The sequence below is a fragment of the Ruegeria sp. I3 genome, assembly GCF_056532525.1.
Genome location: NZ_JBQFNI010000003.1, coordinates 125,374 through 147,246, shown reverse-complemented (window position 1 = coordinate 147,246; position 21,873 = coordinate 125,374). Strand labels below are relative to the sequence as shown.

General features: G+C 58.5%; 18 protein-coding genes. 14 read left to right on the top strand and 4 right to left on the bottom strand.

What is annotated here, in order from left to right; genetic code table 11:
• Nucleotides 1-24 precede the first annotated feature (24 nt).
• Nucleotides 25-627, bottom strand: coding sequence for a helix-turn-helix domain-containing protein (locus ACR0L9_RS09260; protein WP_170393747.1), 603 nt, complete (start codon nucleotides 625-627; stop codon nucleotides 25-27).
• Nucleotides 628-774: 147 nt separating this feature from the next.
• Between ACR0L9_RS09260 and glyA the strand changes: the two genes are divergently transcribed.
• The 11 genes from glyA to ACR0L9_RS09205 all read left to right on the top strand — a co-directional run bounded on the left by glyA (nucleotide 775) and on the right by ACR0L9_RS09205 (nucleotide 14,596).
• A complete protein-coding gene (gene glyA / locus ACR0L9_RS09255) occupies nucleotides 775-2,028 on the top strand; it encodes a serine hydroxymethyltransferase (protein ID WP_170635727.1) in 1,254 nt (417 codons plus the stop codon).
• A gap of 11 nt (nucleotides 2,029-2,039) precedes the next feature.
• A complete protein-coding gene (lpdA, locus tag ACR0L9_RS09250) occupies nucleotides 2,040-3,419 on the top strand; it encodes a dihydrolipoyl dehydrogenase (protein WP_170422496.1) in 1,380 nt (459 codons plus the stop codon).
• Between the two features lie 14 nt (nucleotides 3,420-3,433).
• Nucleotides 3,434-4,378 (top strand): lipoyl synthase, encoded by a 945-nt coding sequence (lipA, locus tag ACR0L9_RS09245; protein WP_170422494.1) that lies wholly within the window; start codon nucleotides 3,434-3,436, stop codon nucleotides 4,376-4,378.
• Between the two features lie 25 nt (nucleotides 4,379-4,403).
• Nucleotides 4,404-5,777 carry an alanine/glycine:cation symporter family protein gene (locus ACR0L9_RS09240; RefSeq protein WP_480613959.1) on the top strand — a complete coding sequence of 458 codons (1,374 nt, stop codon included), beginning with the start codon at nucleotides 4,404-4,406 and terminating at the stop codon, nucleotides 5,775-5,777.
• A gap of 75 nt (nucleotides 5,778-5,852) precedes the next feature.
• Nucleotides 5,853-6,275, top strand: coding sequence for a universal stress protein (locus tag ACR0L9_RS09235; protein WP_170393736.1), 423 nt, complete (start codon nucleotides 5,853-5,855; stop codon nucleotides 6,273-6,275).
• A gap of 16 nt (nucleotides 6,276-6,291) precedes the next feature.
• On the top strand, nucleotides 6,292-7,386 hold the full coding sequence (gene gcvT, locus ACR0L9_RS09230; protein WP_480895479.1) for a glycine cleavage system aminomethyltransferase GcvT: 1,095 nt from the start codon (nucleotides 6,292-6,294) through the stop codon (nucleotides 7,384-7,386).
• Nucleotides 7,387-7,403: 17 nt separating this feature from the next.
• Nucleotides 7,404-7,769 carry a glycine cleavage system protein GcvH gene (gcvH, locus tag ACR0L9_RS09225; RefSeq protein WP_170393732.1) on the top strand — a complete coding sequence of 122 codons (366 nt, stop codon included), beginning with the start codon at nucleotides 7,404-7,406 and terminating at the stop codon, nucleotides 7,767-7,769.
• Between the two features lie 111 nt (nucleotides 7,770-7,880).
• A complete protein-coding gene (gcvP, locus tag ACR0L9_RS09220) occupies nucleotides 7,881-10,736 on the top strand; it encodes an aminomethyl-transferring glycine dehydrogenase (RefSeq protein ID WP_170509015.1) in 2,856 nt (951 codons plus the stop codon).
• A 198-nt stretch (nucleotides 10,737-10,934) separates the two neighbouring features.
• Nucleotides 10,935-12,089 carry a phosphoserine transaminase gene (locus ACR0L9_RS09215; RefSeq protein WP_170406887.1) on the top strand — a complete coding sequence of 385 codons (1,155 nt, stop codon included), beginning with the start codon at nucleotides 10,935-10,937 and terminating at the stop codon, nucleotides 12,087-12,089.
• A 58-nt stretch (nucleotides 12,090-12,147) separates the two neighbouring features.
• Entirely contained in the window at nucleotides 12,148-13,743 is a 1,596-nt protein-coding gene (gene serA / locus ACR0L9_RS09210) for a phosphoglycerate dehydrogenase (protein ID WP_480895478.1), read from the top strand.
• A 124-nt stretch (nucleotides 13,744-13,867) separates the two neighbouring features.
• Nucleotides 13,868-14,596: a metallophosphoesterase family protein gene (locus tag ACR0L9_RS09205; RefSeq protein WP_170465563.1), complete on the top strand. Its 729-nt coding sequence runs from the start codon at nucleotides 13,868-13,870 to the stop codon at nucleotides 14,594-14,596.
• Between the two features lie 3 nt (nucleotides 14,597-14,599).
• On the opposite strand, the gene ACR0L9_RS09200 is transcribed toward ACR0L9_RS09205, so the two are convergent.
• The 3 genes from ACR0L9_RS09200 to ACR0L9_RS09190 all read right to left on the bottom strand — a co-directional run bounded on the left by ACR0L9_RS09200 (nucleotide 14,600) and on the right by ACR0L9_RS09190 (nucleotide 18,262).
• Nucleotides 14,600-16,117, bottom strand: coding sequence for a malonate--CoA ligase (locus ACR0L9_RS09200; protein WP_480895477.1), 1,518 nt, complete (start codon nucleotides 16,115-16,117; stop codon nucleotides 14,600-14,602).
• Nucleotides 16,118-16,195: 78 nt separating this feature from the next.
• The gene (locus ACR0L9_RS09195; RefSeq protein ID WP_480895476.1) at nucleotides 16,196-16,900 is read right to left on the bottom strand and encodes a GntR family transcriptional regulator; all 705 of its coding nucleotides are present in this window, start codon (nucleotides 16,898-16,900) and stop codon (nucleotides 16,196-16,198) included.
• 6 nt (nucleotides 16,901-16,906) lie between these two features.
• Nucleotides 16,907-18,262 (bottom strand): formimidoylglutamate deiminase, encoded by a 1,356-nt coding sequence (locus ACR0L9_RS09190; protein WP_480895475.1) that lies wholly within the window; start codon nucleotides 18,260-18,262, stop codon nucleotides 16,907-16,909.
• Between the two features lie 81 nt (nucleotides 18,263-18,343).
• Here ACR0L9_RS09190 and hutI point away from each other — a divergent pair, with 81 nt between their 5' ends.
• Genes hutI through hutG form a run of 3 tightly spaced genes read left to right on the top strand, consistent with a single transcriptional unit; the run spans nucleotide 18,344 to nucleotide 21,872 of the window.
• Nucleotides 18,344-19,549 (top strand): imidazolonepropionase, encoded by a 1,206-nt coding sequence (gene hutI / locus ACR0L9_RS09185; protein WP_480895474.1) that lies wholly within the window; start codon nucleotides 18,344-18,346, stop codon nucleotides 19,547-19,549.
• Nucleotides 19,546-21,081 (top strand): histidine ammonia-lyase, encoded by a 1,536-nt coding sequence (gene hutH / locus ACR0L9_RS09180; protein WP_480895473.1) that lies wholly within the window; start codon nucleotides 19,546-19,548, stop codon nucleotides 21,079-21,081. The genes hutI and hutH overlap by 4 nt, the downstream gene beginning before the upstream one ends.
• Nucleotides 21,081-21,872 carry an N-formylglutamate deformylase gene (hutG, locus tag ACR0L9_RS09175; RefSeq protein ID WP_170732585.1) on the top strand — a complete coding sequence of 264 codons (792 nt, stop codon included), beginning with the start codon at nucleotides 21,081-21,083 and terminating at the stop codon, nucleotides 21,870-21,872. Before hutH ends, hutG begins: the two co-directional genes overlap by 1 nt.
• Nucleotide 21,873 lies beyond the last annotated feature (1 nt).

Genomic DNA, 21,873 nt, shown 5'->3' with positions numbered 1-21,873 from the left:
GCGAAAGCGCCGTGGCCTAACGTGTCATTCCAGCGAAACCCACAAGACCCTGGCGTCTTCCTTACTCGTAGAAATACAGCCATGCCCCATACCGCTATCGTAGTACAGAGAATCTCCGGGTTTCATCGGTAAGGGGCGGTAATGCTCGGATACGAATATCAACTCGCCACTGATAACGTACATGAATTCTTCGCCTGTGTGCCTGATCCAGTTCTCATATTCTGATATGTCACGCGCTTTTATCGTCGCGATATAAGGAAGCATTCGCTTACTGGTCAGGTCCGAGCACAGCAATTCGTGCATGTAGGTCGGCGTATTTCTTATCTCGCCTTGCCCTTTCGGCGTAAAATCACGTCGCCCCGAAATTCCCGATTGAGCGGACTGCAAGAACAGCTGTGGCGTGTTCATGTCCAAGGCCTGTGTCAGCCGCCGCACGATCTCGAAACTTGGACGTGTCTGGTTGTTTTCGATCTTTGAAAGTGTTGATCGACCGATTCCCGCTTCGCGCCCGGCCTCCTCCAATGTCCAGCCTTTTGCACGGCGTGCATCCCGGATCGACCGACCCAAAGCCGCCCCCTCGTCCTGTTCTTCCGGTCCGGCACCATCTTTCAGGTTGTCCTCAGACATGGGAATCTCCTTGTTTTATCAAAGCTTACTCATTTCCCCCGAGCCAAACAACTTTACTGTGATGAAATTTTTGTTGCCTTGCGTACACTAATTCCACTATAGGAAACAAAATTTCGTACACTGGAAACGAGATTACAGGAGGAGATCATGTTCACAAAATCGCTCACCGAGGCTGATCCCGTCATCGCAGCATCGATCGCACGCGAGGGCATACGCCAGGCTGAACAGATCGAACTGATCGCTTCCGAGAACATCGTCTCTCAGGCAGTGATCGATGCGCAGGGTTCCGTACTTACAAACAAATACGCCGAGGGCTATCCGGGTCGCCGCTATTATGGTGGGTGTGAATATGTGGATGAGGTTGAGGCCGAAGCCATTGATCGATTGAAGAAGCTGTTTGGCTGTGAATATGCAAACGTCCAGCCGCACTCAGGCGCGCAAGCCAACGGAGCGGTTAAGCTGGCACTACTCAGCCCAGGTGACACGATTCTTGGTATGTCGCTGGATGCTGGGGGTCACCTGACCCATGGCGCAAAACCTGCCCAGTCCGGCAAGTGGTTCCGTCCGGTTCAATATGGCCTGACCCAGGCCGGGCTGATTGACTATGATCAGGTTGAAGAATTGGCGAAAGCCGAAAAGCCCAAACTTATCATTGCAGGCGCATCGGCCTATTCGCAAAAGATCGATTTCGCACGCTTCCGCGCCATTGCCGACGAAGTTGGCGCGTGGCTTCTGGCAGACATGGCCCACATCGCCGGCTTGGTTGCGACTGGCCTGCATCCCTCGCCCATCGGGCACGCACACATTGTTACGTCGACTACGCACAAGACGCTGCGCGGTCCGCGCGGTGGGATTATTCTTACAAACGATGAAGCGCTGGCAAAAAAGATCAACTCGGCTGTTTTCCCGGGTCTGCAGGGCGGCCCCCTGATGCATGTGATCGCAGGCAAGGCAGTCGCATTTGGTGAAGCGCTGGAGCCTGAATTCAAAGAATATATGCAGCGCGTTGTCGACAGTGCCTCGGCACTGGCCAACGTGATGATGGCGCGCGGGTGCGACATCGTTTCGGGCGGCACTGAAAACCACCTTATGCTGGTTGATCTGCGCCCAGTCGGCGTAACCGGCAAAGACGCCGAAGCGGCGCTAGAGCGTGCAGGATTCACCTGCAACAAAAACAGCGTTCCGGGTGATCCCGAAAAGCCCACTGTCACCAGCGGCATCCGTCTTGGTACGGCCGCAGGCTGCAGCCGTGGGTTTGGACCAGAAGAGTTCAAACAGATTGGCCACATGATCGGTGATGTGTTGGACGCGCTGGCACAATCGTCTGACGGTGACGAGACCGTCGAAAAGGAAACCCGTGAAAAGGTCCGCGCGCTCTGCGCAAGCCACCCGATCTACTGAAAGAAGACCAAATGACTTACGATCTTATTGTCATCGGGGGCGGTCCGGGCGGCTATGTCGCCGCGATCCGCGCGGCACAGCTGGGCCTGACAGTCGCTTGCGTTGAAGGCCGCAGTGCGCTTGGCGGGACCTGTTTGAATGTGGGGTGCATACCCTCCAAAGCGTTGCTGACCTCCTCGGCCAAATATGCCGAACTTGCACATCTCTCCTCCCACGGTATTGCGGTCGAGGGGGCCAGCATCGATGTGCCCACAATGATGGGACGCAAGGACAAGATCGTAGGCGACCTGACCAAGGGCATTGCGTTTTTGTTCAAGAAAAACGGCGTTGATTTGATCGAAGGTTGGGCCAGTATTCCGGCCGCTGGTCAGGTCAAGGTAGGCGACGAAGTCCATGAGGCCAAGAACATCCTCATTGCCACTGGTTCCGAACCTACTCCGTTGCCAGGAATTGAGATTGACGAGCAAGATATCCTCAGTTCGACGGGCGCGATTGCGCTGGAGAGTGTGCCCGAGCACCTGGTGGTGATCGGTGCCGGTGTCATCGGACTGGAACTTGGGCAAGTTTGGGCGCGTCTCGGAGCCAAAGTTACGGTCGTCGAATATCTGGACCGCGTGCTGCCCGGCATGGATGGTGAAATTGCTAAGCTGGCGCAACGCGCGCTGTCAAAACGTGGCCTGAAATTCCAGCTGGGCCGGGCACTGAAATCCGTCGACAAAACGGATACTGGCCTGACACTAACTGTGGACCGCGTCGGCAAGGACAAAGAAGAAGTGATCGAGGCCGACAAAGTGTTGATCGCCGTGGGTCGCCGCCCAGTCACACGTGGCCTTGGTTTGGAAGAGCTGGGCGTGGCCGTGAACCAACGCGGTTTCATTGAAGTTGATGGCGCATTTCAGACATCTGTCCCGGCCATCTACGCCATCGGTGATTGCGTTCCCGGACCTATGCTGGCGCACAAGGCCGAAGAAGATGGTGTCGCCTGTGTAGAAATGCTGGCAGGCGAAGCTGGCCACGTCGATTACAACACTGTTCCCGGCGTGGTGTACACCGACCCCGAAGTCGCCTCGGTTGGTTTGACCGAAGAAGCACTGAAAGAATCCGGTGCCGAGTATTCGGTCGGCAAATTCGCCTTCATGGCGAACTCGCGCGCGCGTTCGACCGGTGAAACAGACGGTGCAGTGAAGGTTCTGGCAGACCCGAACGGCCAGATCCTGGGTGCGCATATATGCGGAGCCCATGGCGGCGATCTAATCGCTGAACTGGTTCTGGCGATGACAAAGGGCGCAACGGTGTCCGAAGTCGCTGCAACCTGCCATGCGCACCCGGCCATGGGCGAGGCCGTCAAAGAAGCCTGCCTCGACGCCTTGGGCCGCGCGATCCACGCATAAGGGAGACCAGCCAGATGACCATCCAGCTTCGCCCTCGCCACCCGGAAAAAGCCAAAAAGGCCGACAGTGTCATCCCGCGCAAGCCCAAGTGGATTCGCAAGAAAAAGGGCGACAGCGCTGAATACTATGAAACACGACGCCTCATGCGCGAGCATGATCTGGCGACGGTCTGCGAAGAAGCCGCCTGCCCCAATATCGGCGAATGCTGGTCCAAGCGCCACGCCACCATGATGATCATGGGTGAGGTTTGCACGCGGGGTTGTTCGTTCTGCAATGTCTCAACGGGTCGCCCGGATGCTCTGGATGTGTTTGAACCCGGGCGAGTCGCCGCCGCCGTCAAGAAACTGGGCCTGCTTCATGTGGTGATCACCTCGGTCGATCGCGATGATCTAGCAGATGGTGGGGCCGAGCATATCGCTCAGACCATCCGTGCCGTGCGCCATCAGAACCCCGGTACGACTGTCGAGGTTCTGACACCCGATTTTCTTGGAAAAGGCACTGCGTCAGAGATCGTATTTGAAGCGGCGCCGGACGTTTTCAACCACAATCTGGAAACTGTGCCGCACCTTTATCCAACTGTGCGACCGGGTGCACGCTATTACACCTCGCTGCGTCTGCTGGATGATGCCAAACGCGCGAACCCGGAGCTTTTTACCAAATCTGGCCTGATGGTCGGGCTTGGCGAAAGTCTGGACGATGTCCGTCAGGTCATGGACGACCTGCGCGCGGCCAATGTCGATTTCCTGACCGTCGGCCAATATCTGCAACCGACACCTAAACACCATCCGATTGACCGGTTCTGGACACCGGAAGAATTTGCCCAACTGGAACAGATCGCGCGTTCCAAGGGCTTTTTGCACGTGTCGGCAACGCCGCTGACCCGATCATCGTTCCACGCGGACGAAGACTTTGCCGCCCTTAAGCGGGCCCGCCAGCGGGCTTTGGCGAACAGGGCATAAACCTAACGCAAATGGGAGGGAAACCATGGAAGCGTTAAATTCAATCGTAGGGGCCATCAATGGCGTCGTGTGGGGGCCGCTGATGCTGGTTCTCATTCTCGGCGTTGGCTTCTTCCTGCAGGTCGGCCTGAAGTTCATGCCGATCCTGCGCATTGGCACGGGCTTCAGCCTGCTGTTCAAAGGCCGCGAAGGTCAGGGCGAGGGCCAGATCAGCCCGTTCAACGCACTGATGACCTCGCTATCTGCGACTATCGGTACGGGCAACATCGCTGGTGTGGCCACTGCTGTCTTCCTGGGCGGTCCGGGCGCCTTGTTCTGGATGTGGATGACCGCCCTGGTGGGCATGGCCACCAAATATGCCGAAGCTGTCTGCGCGGTGAAATACCGCGAAAAAGACGAGCTTGGTAACTATGTCGGCGGCCCGATGTACTACATCAAAAACGGCCTCGGCGCGAAATGGGCCTGGCTGGGTGTTGCATTTGCTCTGTTCGGCGCAATCGCGGCGTTCGGCATCGGCAACGGTGTACAGGCCAATGGTGTTGCACAGGTTCTGGAGTCGAACTTCGGCCTGAACACTTCGGTTACCGGCGTTGTCCTGATGGTTCTGACCGCGGCCGTGATCCTGGGCGGCATCACCCGCATCGGTGCGGTTGCAGGTAAACTGGTTCCGTTCATGGCGATTGCCTACATCGTCGCAGGCCTGCTGGTTCTACTGATCAACATCGGTAACATCGGCTCCGCTCTGTCGCTTGTTTTCACCTACGCCTTCACCCCGTCGGCCGCCGAAGGTGGTTTCGCGGGTGCTGCCGTTTGGGCCGCGATCCGCTTTGGTGTGGCACGTGGTGTTTTCTCGAACGAAGCCGGTCTGGGTTCCGCTCCGATCGCACACGCCGCAGCCGAGACCAAAGGTCCGGTCAACCAGGGCCTGATCGCGATGCTGGGTACGTTCATCGACACAATCATCGTCTGCACCATCACCGGTCTGGCGATCATCTCGTCGGGTGCGTGGACATCGGGTGAATCCGGTGCAGCACTAACCAGTCACGCATTCGAACTGTCGCTGCCGGGTATCGGTGGGTATCTCATCGCCATCGCTCTGTCGATCTTTGCCTTTACCACCATTCTGGGCTGGTCCTTCTATGGCGAGAAATGTGTTGAGTTCCTGCTAGGCGTGAAATCCCTGATTCCCTACCGCGTCCTGTGGATCGTCATGATCTATTTTGGCGCAACAGCGGATCTGGGCTTCATCTGGCTGCTGGCCGATACGCTAAACGCGATGATGGCCATTCCGAACCTGATCGCCCTGGCGCTGCTGAGCCCGATCGTCTTCAAACTGACGAAAGAGTTCTTTGCCTCAGGTGGCAAGTCCGAAGAGCCAGGCGGCACACCCGCCGAATAATCTCGGATGAAAATACGGGGGGCCATCCCGGCCCCCCGGCTTCAAACAGAATTCCATTTCTCGAGGAGAGACGTGATGGCCACGAAAATCCTGCTGCCGATTGATCACACCGACGACCGTTCGTGGAAGAACGCCCTGCCGCTCGCACAGGAACAAGCAAAGTTCTACGGCGCTGAATTGCACGCGATTGCCGTCATTCCTGAGATCATCCAGTTGCCGAATCTGCCCGCCAATTATGGCGCAGGCGCAAAAGACCACGTGCGCAATGCGGTGCAGGCCATACTGGATCACAACGGTGCATCTGATGTGGCGATCCATATCGAAGAAGGCAGCGTCTATCGTGAGATTCTGAAGCTCGCCTACAAAGAGGGCTTTGATCTGATCGTCATGGCTTCGACCAAAGGCGATTTCCCGAACTATGAGATTGGCCCGAACCTGGCCCGTGTCGTGCGCAACGCGCATTGCACCGTCACGGTTGTTCGCGACCAGTCCCGCTGATTGAAAGGTTAAGTTGATGACCGAATTAAAACGCACGCCTCTTTACGCTTTGCATGTTGAGTTGGGGGGTAAGTTGGTTGATTTTGCGGGTTGGGAGATGCCTGTTCAGTATCCTTTGGGGATTATGGGGGAGCATAAGCAGTGCCGTGAGAAGGCGGCGGTGTTTGATGTGAGCCATATGGGTCAGGTGATTTTGCGGGGCGAGAATGTGGGCGAGAAGCTGGAAGCGCTTTGCCCGCAGGCCTATGCGACGCTGAAGGAAGGCAAGGCGCGGTACGGGTTCTTTACGAACGCAGAAGGCGGGATCATGGATGACCTGATCGTGTCGAATGCGGGCGATCATTACTTTGTGGTGGTGAACGCGGCGCTGCGGCATCAGGACATTCCGCATATGCGTGAGCACCTTGAAGGCGTTGAAGTGATCGAGATTTTCGACCGCGCGCTGGTGGCGGTTCAGGGCCCTGCGGCGGAAAACGTTGTGGGCGAACTGTGCCCCGCCGCGCGTGATCTAAAGTTCATGGAAACCACGGTTGCCGATATCAACGGTGTTGAGTGCCGTATCTCGCGGCTGGGCTATACCGGCGAGGATGGCTACGAGATCTCGATCCCCGAGGACAAGGCGATCGAGATCACCAAAGCCTTTCTGGCGCATGAGGATTGCGAGCCGGCCGGTCTGGGCGCGCGCGACAGCCTGCGGCTGGAGGCAGGTCTGTGCCTTTATGGCAATGACATCGACCAAGGCACCTCACCGATTGAGGCCTCGCTGGCTTGGGCGATCCAGAAACGCCGCAAGGAAGAGGGCGGCTTTCCGGGGGCGGACCGCGTGCAGAAGGAACTGGCCGAAGGTCCCGCGCGCAAGCTGGTGGGCATCAAGCCCGAAGGCCGTGCGCCTGCGCGTCAGGGCGTGGAAGTGCAGTGCCTTGAGGGCAACAGCATCGGTCAGATCACCTCGGGCGTGTTTGGCCCCACGGTGGGTGGACCGGTGGCGATGGGCTATGTGAGCAAAGGCCATGGCGAGCCGGGCGAGAAGGTGAACCTGATCATCCGGGGCAAGCCGCAACCGGCTGAGATCGTGGCGCTGCCCTTCGTCAAACAGAATTACAAGCGTTGAAGTCAGGAGAGAGAGACATGGCAACCTATTATTCCGAAGAGCATGAATGGCTGAGCGTTGACGGCGACACCGCCACGCTGGGCATCACCAAACACGCCGCCGAGCAATTGGGTGACGTGGTGTTCGTGGAACAGCAGGAAGCAGGCGACGAGTTCGAAAAAGGCGGCGAGATCGGCGTGATTGAATCCGTCAAGGCGGCGTCCGAGCTTTACGCACCGGTCGACGGCGAGATCACCGAGGTGAACGAGGCGCTGGCCGACAATCCCGGCGCGCTGAACGAAGACCCCGAAGGCGAGGCCTGGATCTACAAGATCAAGATCGCGGACGCCTCGCAGCTCGAAGACCTGATGGACGAGGCCGGCTACAAGGCCTTCATCGGTTAACTCAGGCGGCGGGTCCGTGCGCGGACCCGCCCCTTCATCTGTTTCCAAATACTTCCGCCGGAGGCTCCTGCCGTCTCCGCCGGGCCTGACCTATCCTTGAGGAGCGCACACATGGCCTTCAAACTGACCGATTACGAAGCCTATGACTTCGCCAACCGCCGCCATATCGGGCCCAGCCCGACCGAGATGCGCGACATGCTCAAGGTGATCGGCTTCAAGACGCTGGACGAGCTGATCGACGCCACCGTCCCGCCGGCGATCCGGCAGAAAGAGCCGCTGGACTGGGGTCCGGCGATGACCGAGCGCGATGCGCTCTTTCACATGAAAGAGGTGGCGAGCAAGAACAAGGTTCTGACCTCGCTGATCGGTCAGGGCTATTATGGCACCACCACGCCGGCGCCGATCCTGCGCAACATTCTGGAAAACCCGGCCTGGTACACGGCCTACACGCCTTATCAGCCCGAGATCAGCCAGGGCCGACTTGAGGCGCTCCTGAACTTCCAGACCATGGTCAGCGACCTGACCGGGCTGGACGTGGCCAACGCGTCCTTGCTGGACGAAGCGACTGCTGCGGCGGAAGCCATGGCGATGGCCAAGCGCGGTGGCCGGTCCAAGGCCAACAATGCAGCCTTCTTTGTCGACAAGAACTGCCACCCGCAGACCATCGCGGTGATTAAAACGCGCGCCGAGCCTCTGGGCATCGAGGTGCAGGTGGCTGATCCGGACACGCTGGATGCGGGCGCGGTCTTTGGCGCCATCTTCCAGTACCCCGGCACCCATGGCCATGTGCGCGACTTCACCGCCGAGATTGCGGCCCTGCATGAACACAAGGCGATTGCCATCGTCGCCGCCGATATCCTGTCGCTGGCGCTGCTGAAGTCGCCCGGCGAGATGGGCGCGGATATCGCCATCGGCTCGACCCAGCGCTTTGGTGTGCCGATGGGCTATGGTGGCCCGCACGCCGCGTATATGGCGACCACCGACAAGCTGAAGCGCTCGATGCCGGGCCGGATCATCGGTGTCAGCATCGACAGCCGGGGCAACAAGGCTTACCGCCTGGCACTGCAGACCCGCGAACAGCACATCCGGCGTGAGAAAGCCAACTCGAACGTCTGCACCGCGCAGGCGCTGCTGGCGGTGATTGCCTCGATGTATGCCGTGTATCACGGCCCCGACGGCATCAAGGCCATCGCGCAATCGGTGCACCGCAAGACCTCGCGTATGGCTGCCGGTCTGGAAGAGGCAGGCTTTGCTGTGGAGCCGGAAGTGTTCTTCGACACGATCACGGTTGAGGTTGGCCATCTGCAGAAAACGGTCATGGAGGCCGCTGTGGCCCGGGGCGTCAACCTGCGTAAGGTCGGCGACACGAAAGTGGGCATCAGCCTGGACGAACAGACCCGCCCCGAGACCATCGAGGCGGTCTGGGGGGCCTTTGGCATCGACCGCAAGGATGACAGCTCGAACGTGGCCTATCGCCTGCCGGATTACGCGCTGCGCGAAAGCGAGTACCTGACCCACCCGATCTTCCACAAGAACCGGGCCGAGGCCGAGATCACGCGCTACATGCGCCGTCTGGCCGACCGCGACCTGGCGCTGGACCGGGCGATGATCCCGCTGGGCTCGTGCACCATGAAGCTGAACGCCACGATCGAGATGATCCCGGTCACCTGGCCCGAGTTCGGCAACCTGCACCCGTTCTGCCCCGAAGATCAGGCGCAGGGCTATCATGAGATGATCGATGATCTGAACGACAAGCTGTGCCAGATCACCGGCTATGACGCGATCAGCCAGCAGCCCAACTCGGGCGCGCAGGGTGAGTACGCAGGCCTCTTGACCATCCGCAACTATCACTTCGCCCGGGGCGAAGGGCAGCGCAATGTCTGCCTGATCCCGACCTCGGCGCATGGGACCAACCCGGCCTCGGCGCAGATGGTGGGCTGGCAGGTTGTGCCGGTGCAGGCGGATGAGAATGGCAACATTGATCTGAATGACTTCCGCGCCAAGGCTGAAAAGCACTCCGATCATCTGGCCGCCTGCATGATCACCTACCCCTCGACCCATGGCGTGTTCGAGACCACCGTGCAGGAGGTCTGCCAGATCACCCATGATCACGGCGGTCAGGTCTATATCGACGGCGCCAACATGAACGCCATGGTCGGCCTGTCGCGTCCCGGAGACATCGGCGGTGACGTCAGCCACCTGAACCTGCACAAGACCTTCTGCATCCCCCATGGCGGCGGCGGCCCCGGCATGGGTCCGATCGGCGTCAAGGCGCATCTGACCGAGCATCTGCCCGGCCACCCGGAATACGGCACTGCCGTGGGTCCGGTCTCGGCGGCGCCCTTTGGGTCGCCCTCGATCCTGCCGGTTAGCTGGGCTTATGTGCTGCTGATGGGCGGCGCGGGTCTGACCCAGGCCACGAAAGTGGCGATCCTGAACGCTAACTACATCGCGGCGCGGCTCAAGGATGCCTACCCGATCCTCTACACCTCGGAAACGGGTCGTGTGGCGCATGAATGCATCCTCGACACCCGCCCGCTGGACGAAGCGGCCCATGTCAGCGTCGATGACATTGCCAAGCGTCTGGTGGACAGCGGCTTCCACGCGCCCACCATGTCCTGGCCGGTGGCCGGCACCCTGATGGTCGAGCCCACGGAATCGGAACCCATGGACGAGCTGGACCGCTTCTGCGACGCCATGCTGTCCATCCGCTCCGAGGCACAGGACATCATCGACGGCAAGATCGACGCGGAAAACAACCCGCTGAAAAACGCTCCCCACACGGTGCGCGATCTGGTCGGCGACTGGGACCGTCCCTACACCCGTGAACAGGCCTGCTTCCCCCCAGGCTCCATGGGCGTCGACAAATACTGGTCCCCCGTCAACCGCGTCGACAACGCATACGGCGACAGAAACCTAATCTGCACATGCCCGCCAATGACCGAATACATGGACGCAGCAGAATAAACCTCAATCAATAAACCCCCGCCAACTGGCGGGGGTTTTCGCCCATCGGAAACCTGTGTTCCGATCTGAGCCTATTTCCAGTGTCGTTTTCCGCTGATGAAGCGTCTTTTACGCTTGCTGCAGGTGCAAACGACCCATACCTCTGTGCGTGGGACACCCCTCCCCAACGAGGGGCGTGTATCTGGAAGGGTAATACACATGACTATCGAACAACCGGCGACGCGGCCGGCCAACCCGCGTTTTTCCTCGGGCCCCTGTGCCAAACCCCCCACATTTGATCTGACCAAACTGGCGGATGCCGCCTTGGGCCGCTCGCATCGGGCTGCGGTCGGCAAGGACAAGCTGAAGGCGGCCATTGAAGGCACGCGAGAGATTCTAGGCATACCGGCGGATTATCGCATCGGCATTGTACCAGCCTCGGACACCGGTGCGGTTGAGATGGCGCTTTGGTCTTTGCTGGGTGAGCGCAAAGTTGAAATGCTGGCCTGGGAAAGCTTTGGCGCGGGTTGGGTGACTGATGTCGTCAAGCAACTGAAAATCGACGCTGAAGTGAAAACCGCCGAGTACGGGCAGATCGTCGATCTCGCGTCCGTCGATTTCGCCAACGATGTGGTGTTCACATGGAACGGAACGACTTCGGGTGTGCGGGTCCCAGATGGCGACTGGATTGCCGATGATCGTCAGGGTCTGACGATCTGTGACGCGACATCCGCTGCGTTCGCGATGGACTTGCCATGGGACAAGTTGGATGTGACAACGTTCAGCTGGCAGAAGGTACTAGGCGGAGAGGCGGCTCATGGGATGCTGATCCTGTCTCCGCGCGCGGTCGAGCGCTTGGAGAGTTACACCCCGTCATGGCCATTGCCGAAGATCTTCCGCCTGACCAAAGGTGGCAAGCTGATTGATGGGATATTCACCGGCGCGACGATCAACACACCCTCAATGCTTGCGGTTGAGGATTACCTTTTCGCGTTGGATTGGGCGCGTTCAGTCGGAGGCTTGCAGGGGCTGATTGCTCGTGCGAATGCCAATGCTGGCGCGGTTCATGCGTTCTGCGACCAAAATGACTGGATCGCCAATCTGGCCGAAGACTCGACAACTCAATCAAATACGTCGGTCTGTCTGAAGTTCACCGATACGCGCATTCAAGATGGTGCCGTTTTTGCCAAAGCCGTCGCCAAACGGCTTGAGGCCGAAAACATTGCGCTTGATATCGGTGCCTATCGCGACGCCCCTGCGGGTCTGCGCATCTGGTGCGGCGGCACGGTTGAGACATCAGATATCGAGGCGATGCTGCCCTGGCTTGCATGGGCTTTTGAAGCCGAGATTGCAGCGCAAACCGAAGCTGCCTGACCTTTTCTACCGGGCCGCATCCGGCCCGGACCTTCCACAATGTTCAAGGACCAAAAATATGGCTCCCAAAGTACTCGTCTCTGACAAGCTGAGCGAAACCGCCGTTCAAATCTTCCGCGACCGTGGCATCGACGTGGATTTCATGCCCGATCTGGGAAAGGACAAAGACAAGCTGGCCGAGGTGATCGGTCAGTATGACGGCCTCGCCATCCGTTCTGCCACCAAAGTCACGCCAACCATTCTGGAGAAGGCAGACAAGTTAAAAGTCATTGGTCGTGCCGGGATCGGCACCGACAATATCGACAAGGATGCGGCCTCGAAAAAAGGCGTGATCGTGATGAACACACCGTTCGGCAACATGATCACCACCGCCGAGCATGCCATCGCGATGATGTTTGCCGTGGCGCGGCAAATCCCCGAAGCCAGCACCTCGACCCATGCGGGCAAGTGGGAAAAGTCCAAGTTCATGGGGATTGAGCTGACCAACAAGACCCTGGGCGTGATCGGCGCGGGCAACATTGGTGGCATCGTATGCGAGCGTGCTTTGGGTCTGAAGATGAGGGTCGTCGCCTATGATCCCTACCTTGGCGAAGAGAAAGCCGCGCAGATGGGTGTGGAAAAGGTCGAATTGGATGAGCTTCTGGCCCGCGCTGACTTTATCACTCTGCACGTGCCGCTGACCGATCAGACGCGCAATATCCTGAGCCGTGAGAACCTGGCCAAGACCAAGAAAGGCGTGCGCATTGTCAACTGCGCCCGTGGCGGTCTGGTCGACGAGGACGCGCTGGCCGAGGCGTTGCAATCGGGTCATGTCGCCGGTGCGGCCTTTGACGTGTTCAGTGAGGAACCGGCCAAGGAGAACGCCCTGTTCAACCTACCCAATGTGGTTTGCACACCGCACTTGGGTGCGGCCACGACTGAGGCGCAGGAGAACGTGGCGCTGCAAGTGGCCGAACAGATCTCGAATTACCTGCTGACCGGAGCGGTCGAGAATGCGCTGAACATGCCCAGTGTAACGGCAGAAGAGGCCAAGGTCATGGGGCCGTGGATCAAGCTGGCCGGGCATCTGGGCAGCTTCATTGGTCAGATGACGGATGAGCCGATCAAGGCAATCAACATCCTCTATGACGGTGTCGCTGCGAACATGAACCTGGCTGCGTTGAATTGTTCGGTCGTTGCCGGAATCATGAAGAAATTCAACCCCGAGGTGAACATGGTCTCGGCCCCGGTTGTCGCGAGAGAGCGTGGCATCCAGATATCGACGACCAATCAGGACAAATCCGGTGCGTTCGAAGGCTATATCAAGGTCACTGTGGTGACGGAAAAGCGTGAACGCTCAATCGGTGGCACGGTGTTCAGTGACGGCAAGCCGCGGTTTATTCAGATCAAGGGCATCAATATCGATGCCGAGATCGGGGCGCATATGCTCTATACGACTAACGAAGACGTGCCGGGCATCATTGGTGCTTTAGGACAGACCATGGGCGAGAACGATGTGAACATCGCGAACTTTACTCTTGGACGATCCGAAGCCGGCGGTGAGGCGATTGCGTTGCTTTATGTTGATGAACCGGTACCAGCCGAGGCGCGCGCCAAACTCGCCGAGACAGGTCTGTTTACTCAGATCAAACCGTTGGAGTTTGACGTGGCCTGAAGGTCGCTGTTGAACTTCTGTGACAGATTGATGCCCGCGCTTGTCCAAAGCGTGGGCATCGCCTTTTCAAAGTGCTGATTTTGCGCCAGAAGTGCGGCAATCACCATTGCCCGAGGGGAAGCTGATGACCAATCCGATCTACGCAATTGGAGATTTGCACGGCCGCGTGGATGAGTTCGAGCGCTCCTTGGCGCTGATCGAACGCGATGGCGGCGCCGATGCCGAGATCGTGTATCTGGGCGATTACGTTGATCGGGGCCCCGACAGCCGGGGCGTTCTGGATCGGCTGATCGCTGGTCGCGATGCGGGCAAGCGGTGGATCACTCTGCTGGGCAACCATGACCGGATGTTTTCATGGTTCCTCGAAGATGTCCCACGTCACGACCCGCATATGTTGGTCGGGTATCATTGGCTGCACGAGCGGTTGGGTGGTGTCGAAACACTACAAAGCTATGGCGTGTTCTTCGATCAGCAGACACGGCTCGAGGATCTGCATGCAACAGCGCGGGGTGCGGTTCCCGATGCGCATCGGATATTTCTACAAGGGCTCATCGCCATGCATCAAACGCGCGAGATTGCTTTTGTCCATGCGGGCATTCGGCCCGGTATTCCCCTGAGCGAACAACGGGAAAATGATCTGGTCTGGATCAGGCAAACCTTTCACAACCACCGAGGTCCGCATCCGAAACTGATCGTCCATGGGCATACGCCGGTGGATCAATCAACGCATTACGGCAATCGCATCAACCTGGATAGCGGCGCAGGGTATGGCCGCCCGGTTGGCGTTGCGGTGTTCGAAGGACAGGATTGCTGGTTGTTGACGGACAAGGGTCGCGTTGCGCTTTTGCCTTGAATATCAGGTCTTGGTGAAAAGGTCTTTGCAGCGGTCACGCAGGATGTTCTTTTGCACCTTGCCCATTGTGTTGCGGGGGAGCTCGTCCAGCAGGATCAACTGGCGGGGATGTTTGAACCGGGCGAGCGCGTCCCGAACCGCACCCATGATGGCCTCGATATCTGGCGTGTGACCAGGGGTAGGGACCAGAATGCCAACCGGGGTTTCTCCGAAATCCGGATGCGGGACGCCAATTACCGCGCTTTCCAGCACGCCGGGTTGTTCGTCTAGCAGCAGCTCGATCTCTTTGGGGTAGATATTATACCCGCCCGAGATGATCAGGTCTTTCTCGCGCCCGACGATATGGACATAGCCGTCCTCGTCGATCCGACCCAGATCGCCAGTGATGAAGAACCCGTCTTCACGCAGTTCTGCGGCGGTTTTGTCGGGCATTTGCCAGTAGCCCTGAAACACATTGGGACCGCGCACCTCGATGATGCCGATCTCACCATCTGCTAGGGTTTGACCTGTTTTGGGGTCTGTGACCTTCAGTTCAACATCCGGCAGGGGAAACCCGACCGTTCCCGCCCGGCGTTCGCCGTCATAGGGGTTAGAAGTGTTCATGTTCGTCTCGGTCATGCCATAGCGTTCCAGAATGCGATGACCTGTACGGTCTTCAAATTGGACGTGGGTATCTGCCAGCAAAGGCGCTGAACCTGAGATGAACAGCCGCATATCCTGAGTCAGATCTTGGGCGAAGCGGTCGTCGCTTAGGAGGCGGGTGTAAAACGTCGGCACCCCCATCATCGCCGTTGCCTGTGGCATCAGGCGTAACATATCTTCCAGGTCGAACTTCGGCAGAAATATCATCGACCCGCCCGATGCGAGTACGACATTTGTCGCAACAAACAGTCCATGCGTGTGAAAGATCGGCAGCGCGTGCAACAGCACGTCATCATCTGTGAATCGCCATTCCTGCACAAGGGTCTCCGCGTTCGACAGCAGATTCGCCTGCGTCAGCATTGCCCCTTTCGAACGCCCCGTCGTGCCTGAAGTATATAGAAACGCAGCCAGATCATTTTCTGATCGGTGTGCCGGCTGAAAGGCCGGAAGCATGCCTAGGGCGCGTCGCATCAGGCTGCCTGAACCGTCGGCGTTCAGCGTTTCAAGCCGGGCATTGTTCTTTTGCGCGATCTCGGCAAGCCCTGCCTCATTTGCCTCATCGCACACCACCAGTGAAGCGCCGCTGTTTTCGATGAAATAGCTTAGCTCTTGCGTCGTATAGCCCGTATTGAGAGGTAGAAAGATCAACCCTGCTTGGGCACAGGCGGCATAAAGCGCCAGTGCCTCAACGGATTTCTCCACCTGCACCGCCACGCGGTCGCCCGGTTCCATTTCCAGTCCTGTCATGGTGTTGGCCAGACGGGCCGCGGTGTCCAGAAACGCGGCATGGGTCAGAGTCCGACCATCCGGAAGGTGTAAAAATGGCGTATCCTTGCCTGCATGGATGCCCAGCAAACGATCATAAAGCGGGTTGCCCATCCCGATATCCTTTCCAGCAGACGCGCACATTCTGCGGCAAATCTGTCGTGGAATTGGGGAAGCGTAAAGCCCGGACAATCAGAACTCGGTCGTCATCCGATATCCGGCCGCAAAATACATCTTGGCAAACGTTACCGGATGACCCTGCAGCCATGTGATACGCTCGGCAGTAAAAACGGGTTCACCTTCGGGAACGTCCAGAAATCCGGCCAAAGTGGTATCGGCGCGGCTGGCCAGAAAGGTCAACTCGACATTGGTGAACGGGACAGTTTGCACCAGCCAGTCATTGGGTCCGACGCTAGAGAAATCTGCCTGCGTGACCTGAGGTACGCTGTCTATCACGATCCAGCGGTCTTCGAACTGAAAAGGTGAATTGCCGGAGAAATGCATGCATCGCACGTGCATCACACTTTGATCAGCACGTAGGGCCAACCGGGCCGCCAGCCAGTCTGGGGTGATTTGCGTTTCACATGACACAAGAGCGTAGCGATAGGTTCCGCCCGCCGCTTCGATTTCATCTCGGACCAGTGGAATTGTGAAGCGCGCCTGTCGCTGCGGTGCGCTAAGGACCCGGGTGCCTGCCTTTCGGCGCCGTTCAAGAAACCCTTCATCCGCCAGTTCCCGCAGTGCTCTGTTGACTGTGGTGCGGGTGCACGAAAACTCGACCGCTAATTCTTGCTCATTGGGAAGCAGAGCGTCGGGCTGCAGATCGCCCGAGCGGATGCGGCGCAGGACGGTTTGCTTAATGTCTTTGTAGCTGGTTGTGTCGCTGGTTTGGGTCATATCAGATCAGATGTCTTCCAAAAGGTCATTCATCGCGGCACGATAATTGTTCAGGATCGCATCGCGGGCGATATGCCGCCCGCCGCGCACCTGATGTCGCCCGGCAGACCAAAGGTCGGTCACTGTTCCGTCAGGCGCGGCAAAGCTCAGGCCGTCAATCAATTGATCGTCGCGCAAAGTACACAGGGTGGGGTGACTTCGATCGATCGCAACCAGATCGGCCAGATGACCTATTGCGATCTCTCCGGCGTCGCGCCCCAGCGCCTGTGCGCCACCGCGGGCGGCTCCGGTATACAGCGTTTGACCGACCGAGCCTTCGCCACGTACCAGCACAGTGCGGGCCTTGTCGCGCAGACGTTGAGAATACTCCAGCGTACGCAATTCCTCGGGCAGTGAAATGCGCACATTCGAGTCTGAACCGACACCAAAGACACCGCCCTGCTTGATGTAGACGGCACCATTAAAAATACCATCCCCCAGATTGGCCTCTGTGATCGGGCACAGACCGGCCACAGCCCCGGATCGGGCAAGAGCGTGGGTTTCATCGTCTGTCATATGAGTGGCATGGATCAGGCACCATCGTTCGTTCACATCCACGTTGCTCAGCAGCCAATCTACTGGTCGCTGACCCAGAGCGGCTTCTACATCCGTGACCTCCTTCTCTTGTTCAGAGATGTGGATGTGCACCGGGCCTCGTGGGGTAGCGTTCAGCACTTGCCGTAGATCATCAGGCGAGGTCGCACGCAGAGAGTGCGGCGCGATGCCGATCTGGCTGTCTGCATAAGGCATCAGCGGCTTACAGTCCTCGACAAGCTGCAGGAACCTTTCCACATCATTGCCGAACCGCAATTGACCACCGGTCAGAGGCTCTTGCGCGACGCCGCCATAGGTGTAGAGCACCGGTAGATGTGTCAATCCAATCCCGGTTTGGCTGACTGCCGAGAAGATGCGCTGACTCAGCTCAGACAACTGCGCATAAGGCGTGCCGCCGGGTTGGTGGTGGACGTAGTGGAATTCCCCGACCGCAGCATACCCGGCTTCCTGCATCTCCATATAGACCAATGCAGCAATGGACTCGATCTGTGCAGGAGTGAGGCGGTCCAGAAATCGGTACATCAAGGTACGCCAGGTCCAGAAGCTTTCGCGCCCTGCTACGCGCGTTTCGGTCATACCCGCCATGGCGCGTTGAAAGGCATGGCTGTGCAGGTTTGCCAAAGCGGGCAGCAACACGTCGACCCGAGTGTCTTCGGGATTTGGCTCGGTCCCTGATTTCAGCGCAGCGATCCGACCGTCTTCGATTTCGACTCGTAGGTTGTGCACCCACTCAGAGCCTAACAGGGCCGTTTTGGCATGAACCGTCATCGTAATTCCATTTTGTGTAGACTTTATATTTTTAGCCGTATACGAAAAAATCAAGCGCAGGGGGAGCCCAAAAGAATCGCCATGACGAAAAAAACTGTTCTTCGTAGCAAACATGTAGCCACCATGGGGGGCGACCAACCTTATGGGATGATCGAGGATGGTGCGATTGCCATCGATGGGTCGGAAATCGTTTGGGTTGGCGCTCGGTCGGCAATGCCGCCGTCATATGCCGAGTGGCCGCAGAACGACTATGGTGACCGCTTGATCACGCCCGCTCTGATTGACGCTCATACTCATGTTGTGTTTGGCGGCAACCGTGCGGTTGAGTTCGAAATGCGCCTGAAGGGCGCGACCTACGAAGAAATTGCTCGCGCGGGTGGAGGCATCCTGTCGACCGTACACGGCACGCGGGCAGCAACAGAAGAAGAGCTGCTTGCAGGCGCGCTTTCGCGCGTGGACGCATTGCTGGCCGAAGGTGTGTCCTGCATCGAGGTGAAGTCGGGTTATGGGCTCGATACCGAAACCGAACTGCGTATGTTGCGCGCGGCGCGCCGTATTGCGCGGGAGCGCCCTATTCGGGTCAACACCAGTTTTCTTGGCGCACATGCCGTTCCGCCAGAATATGCGGGTCGGGATGACGCCTATATTGACGAGGTCTGCATTCCGACACTGCGCGCGGCTCATGCCGAAGGGCTGGTGGACGCGGTCGATGGGTTCTGCGAAGGCATTGCATTTGATCCCACACAGATCGAACGGGTTTTTGTTGTCGCGCAAGAGCTTGGCCTACCGGTGAAGCTGCATGCTGAGCAACTTTCAAATCTAGGTGGGGCTAAGCTGGCGGCAGCTTACGGAGCGCTATCCGCTGATCATATCGAATATTTGGACGCCGACGGCGTTACCGCCATGGCCAGGGCCGGAATGGTCGCGGTCTTGCTGCCCGGCGCGTTTTATACGCTGCATGAAACGCAAGCTCCGCCGATTGAATTGTTGCGCCAGAAGAATGTTCCCTTGGCACTGGCGACCGATTGCAATCCGGGGTCCTCACCCCTGACTTCTCTACTGCTAACAATGAACATGGGGTGCACTTTGTTTCGCATGACGCCTGAGGAAGCATTGGCAGGTGTTACCCACGTCGCGGCCCGCGCTTTGGGTCTGGATGATACCGGCGTGATCGCGTCCGGATTGCGCGCTGATCTGGCCGTCTGGGATGCTTCTCACCCTGCAGAACTGTCCTATCGCATCGGTTTCAACCCTCTGCATAAACGTATTTTTGGAGGTCAGGAATGACACCTCTGTTGCTTGTCCCCGGTCAGGTTTCGCTGGATCAGCTTGCCCAGATCTACTGGACTGAAGCCGCCATTTCGCTGGACGCCGCCTGCCGACCCAAGGTTGAGGTCGCTGCTGCCCGCATTGCGCAGGCTGCCGAAGGGACCGAGCCCGTCTATGGCGTCAACACCGGCTTTGGCAAACTGGCGAGTCACAAGATTGCGGCCAAAGATACCTCAACCCTGCAGCGCAACCTGATCCTCAGCCATTGTTGCGGGGTGGGTCCGGCCGTGCCGCGTCGTCTGGCGCGGCTGATGATGTCACTGAAGTTGCTGTCATTCGGCCGAGGTGCTTCGGGTGTTCGCTGGGAACTTGTCGAATTGCTGCAACAGATGCTGGCGTGTGGTGTGACACCTGTGATCCCGGCACAGGGTTCGGTCGGCGCGTCTGGCGATCTTGCACCACTGGCCCATATGACCGCTGTGGTGATCGGTGAGGGCGAGGCAGAGGTGAACGGTGTTTTTATGCCGGGTGCAGAGGCTCTGAAAACAGCTGGGCTAGAGCCGATTCAACTTGGTCCAAAGGAGGGCCTAGCGTTCATCAACGGGACGCAATTTTCGACTGCCTTTGCTCTGGCCGGATTGTTCGAAGGTTGGCGTTCAGCACAAAATGCGCTGGTGATTTCAGCGGCTTCAACAGATGCGATCATGGGATCCACGGCCCCTCTGCAACCCGAGATTCACGCGCTGCGCGGGCATCGTGGGCAGATCGAAGCGGCGGCGGCGATGCGGGCCACTCTGGAGGGATCTGAGATCCGCGAAAGTCACCGTGATGGGGATACGCGAGTGCAGGATCCATATTGCATCCGCTGCCAACCACAGGTGACCGGCGCAGCGATGGATGTGATCCGGCAGGCGTCCGCAACTCTTGTAACTGAGGCCAACGCGGCCACTGATAATCCGCTGGTTCTGACCGATCCGGATGCAATTGTTTCGGGCGGGAATTTCCACGCCGAGCCGGTAGGCTTTGCCGCCGATATGATTGCTTTGGCCCTGTCAGAGATCGGGGCGATCGCACAGCGTCGGATCGCATTAATGGTCGACCCGGCGCTTAGCTTTGATCTGCCGCCCTTCCTGACGCCCGAGCCGGGGCTGAACTCGGGTCTGATGATCGCCGAGGTCACGACGGCTGCGTTGATGAGCGAGAACAAACATCTGGCCAACCCATGTGTGACCGACAGCACACCTACATCGGCCAATCAGGAAGACCACGTCTCGATGGCGGCGCACGGGGCGCGGCGTTTAGGCCGGATGGTTGATAATTTGAACTATATTCTGGGGATCGAACTGCTCTGCGCCGCGCAAGGCATCGAGTTCCGCGCACCTCTTGCAACCAGCAAAGCGCTGACCAGCGTGGTTGGGCGTTTGCGCAACGATATCCCGTCGCTAGGCGATGATCGCTATCTGGCGCCCGAATTGGAAACCGCGAAGTCCCTAGTCGAAAGCGGAACTATTCTGCAGGCAGCTGCAATGCCCATGCCGGAGCTGTCGTGATGCAGGTTTTCAGTGTTCAGCGTGGCGATGGGCCCATCGTGCTGGGGCAGCCGCATGGCGGCACGTATGTGCCCGACGACATTGCCGAGCGACTGAATGCGAATGGGCAGGTTCTGGCGGATACGGATTGGCATATCAATCAGCTCTACGATGAGCTCTTGGCCAATGCGACAGTCGTGCAATCCCATATCCACCGCTATGTCATTGACGCTAATCGAGACCCTGCGGGTGTATCATTGTATCCTGGGCAGAACACAACAACTCTGGTGCCGTTGACCGATTTTGACGGTCAGCCGATCTGGGCCGAGGGGCAGGAGCCCTCAGTCGATGAGATCGAGGTACGTCGAACCGCCTACCACGCGCCCTATCACAACGCGCTTGAGCAAGAGCTTGAAAGGGTGCGGGCAATACACGGTGTTGCGATCCTGTTTGACTGCCACTCGATCCGAAGCAAGATTCCGTTCCTCTTTGAAGGCACCCTGCCAGATATGAACATCGGCACCGATGGTGGCGCGACCTGTGCCCCCGGCATTGAGGCCGCGGCCTATGAATTTTCGCATTCCTCCCCTTACAGCACCGTCCTGAACGGGCGATTCCGAGGGGGTTGGACGACCCGCCACTATGGCCGTCCTGATGAAGGCCAACACGCGATCCAGATGGAGCTGGCGCAATCTACCTATCTGTCCACCGAAACCCCTCCGTGGGCGTTTGACGAGGCGAAAGCCAAGCGCCTGCGTCGCTGGTTGGTGGATATTCTCGACGCCATCCAAGACACTGCATTGGAGCTTTGAC

Excerpts from the sequence above, each read along its gene's own strand:
- ACR0L9_RS09260 (WP_170393747.1), bottom strand. The coding sequence starts at position 627 with ATGTCTGAGGACAACCTGAAAGATGGTGCCGGACCGGAAGAACAGGAC.
- glyA (WP_170635727.1), top strand. The coding sequence starts at position 775 with ATGTTCACAAAATCGCTCACCGAGGCTGATCCCGTCATCGCAGCATCG.
- lpdA (WP_170422496.1), top strand. The coding sequence starts at position 2,040 with ATGACTTACGATCTTATTGTCATCGGGGGCGGTCCGGGCGGCTATGTC.
- lipA (WP_170422494.1), top strand. The coding sequence starts at position 3,434 with ATGACCATCCAGCTTCGCCCTCGCCACCCGGAAAAAGCCAAAAAGGCC.
- ACR0L9_RS09240 (WP_480613959.1), top strand. The coding sequence starts at position 4,404 with ATGGAAGCGTTAAATTCAATCGTAGGGGCCATCAATGGCGTCGTGTGG.
- ACR0L9_RS09235 (WP_170393736.1), top strand. The coding sequence starts at position 5,853 with ATGGCCACGAAAATCCTGCTGCCGATTGATCACACCGACGACCGTTCG.
- gcvT (WP_480895479.1), top strand. The coding sequence starts at position 6,292 with ATGACCGAATTAAAACGCACGCCTCTTTACGCTTTGCATGTTGAGTTG.
- gcvH (WP_170393732.1), top strand. The coding sequence starts at position 7,404 with ATGGCAACCTATTATTCCGAAGAGCATGAATGGCTGAGCGTTGACGGC.
- gcvP (WP_170509015.1), top strand. The coding sequence starts at position 7,881 with ATGGCCTTCAAACTGACCGATTACGAAGCCTATGACTTCGCCAACCGC.
- ACR0L9_RS09215 (WP_170406887.1), top strand. The coding sequence starts at position 10,935 with ATGACTATCGAACAACCGGCGACGCGGCCGGCCAACCCGCGTTTTTCC.
- serA (WP_480895478.1), top strand. The coding sequence starts at position 12,148 with ATGGCTCCCAAAGTACTCGTCTCTGACAAGCTGAGCGAAACCGCCGTT.
- ACR0L9_RS09205 (WP_170465563.1), top strand. The coding sequence starts at position 13,868 with ATGACCAATCCGATCTACGCAATTGGAGATTTGCACGGCCGCGTGGAT.
- ACR0L9_RS09200 (WP_480895477.1), bottom strand. The coding sequence starts at position 16,117 with ATGGGCAACCCGCTTTATGATCGTTTGCTGGGCATCCATGCAGGCAAG.
- ACR0L9_RS09195 (WP_480895476.1), bottom strand. The coding sequence starts at position 16,900 with ATGACCCAAACCAGCGACACAACCAGCTACAAAGACATTAAGCAAACC.
- ACR0L9_RS09190 (WP_480895475.1), bottom strand. The coding sequence starts at position 18,262 with ATGACGGTTCATGCCAAAACGGCCCTGTTAGGCTCTGAGTGGGTGCAC.
- hutI (WP_480895474.1), top strand. The coding sequence starts at position 18,344 with ATGACGAAAAAAACTGTTCTTCGTAGCAAACATGTAGCCACCATGGGG.
- hutH (WP_480895473.1), top strand. The coding sequence starts at position 19,546 with ATGACACCTCTGTTGCTTGTCCCCGGTCAGGTTTCGCTGGATCAGCTT.
- hutG (WP_170732585.1), top strand. The coding sequence starts at position 21,081 with ATGCAGGTTTTCAGTGTTCAGCGTGGCGATGGGCCCATCGTGCTGGGG.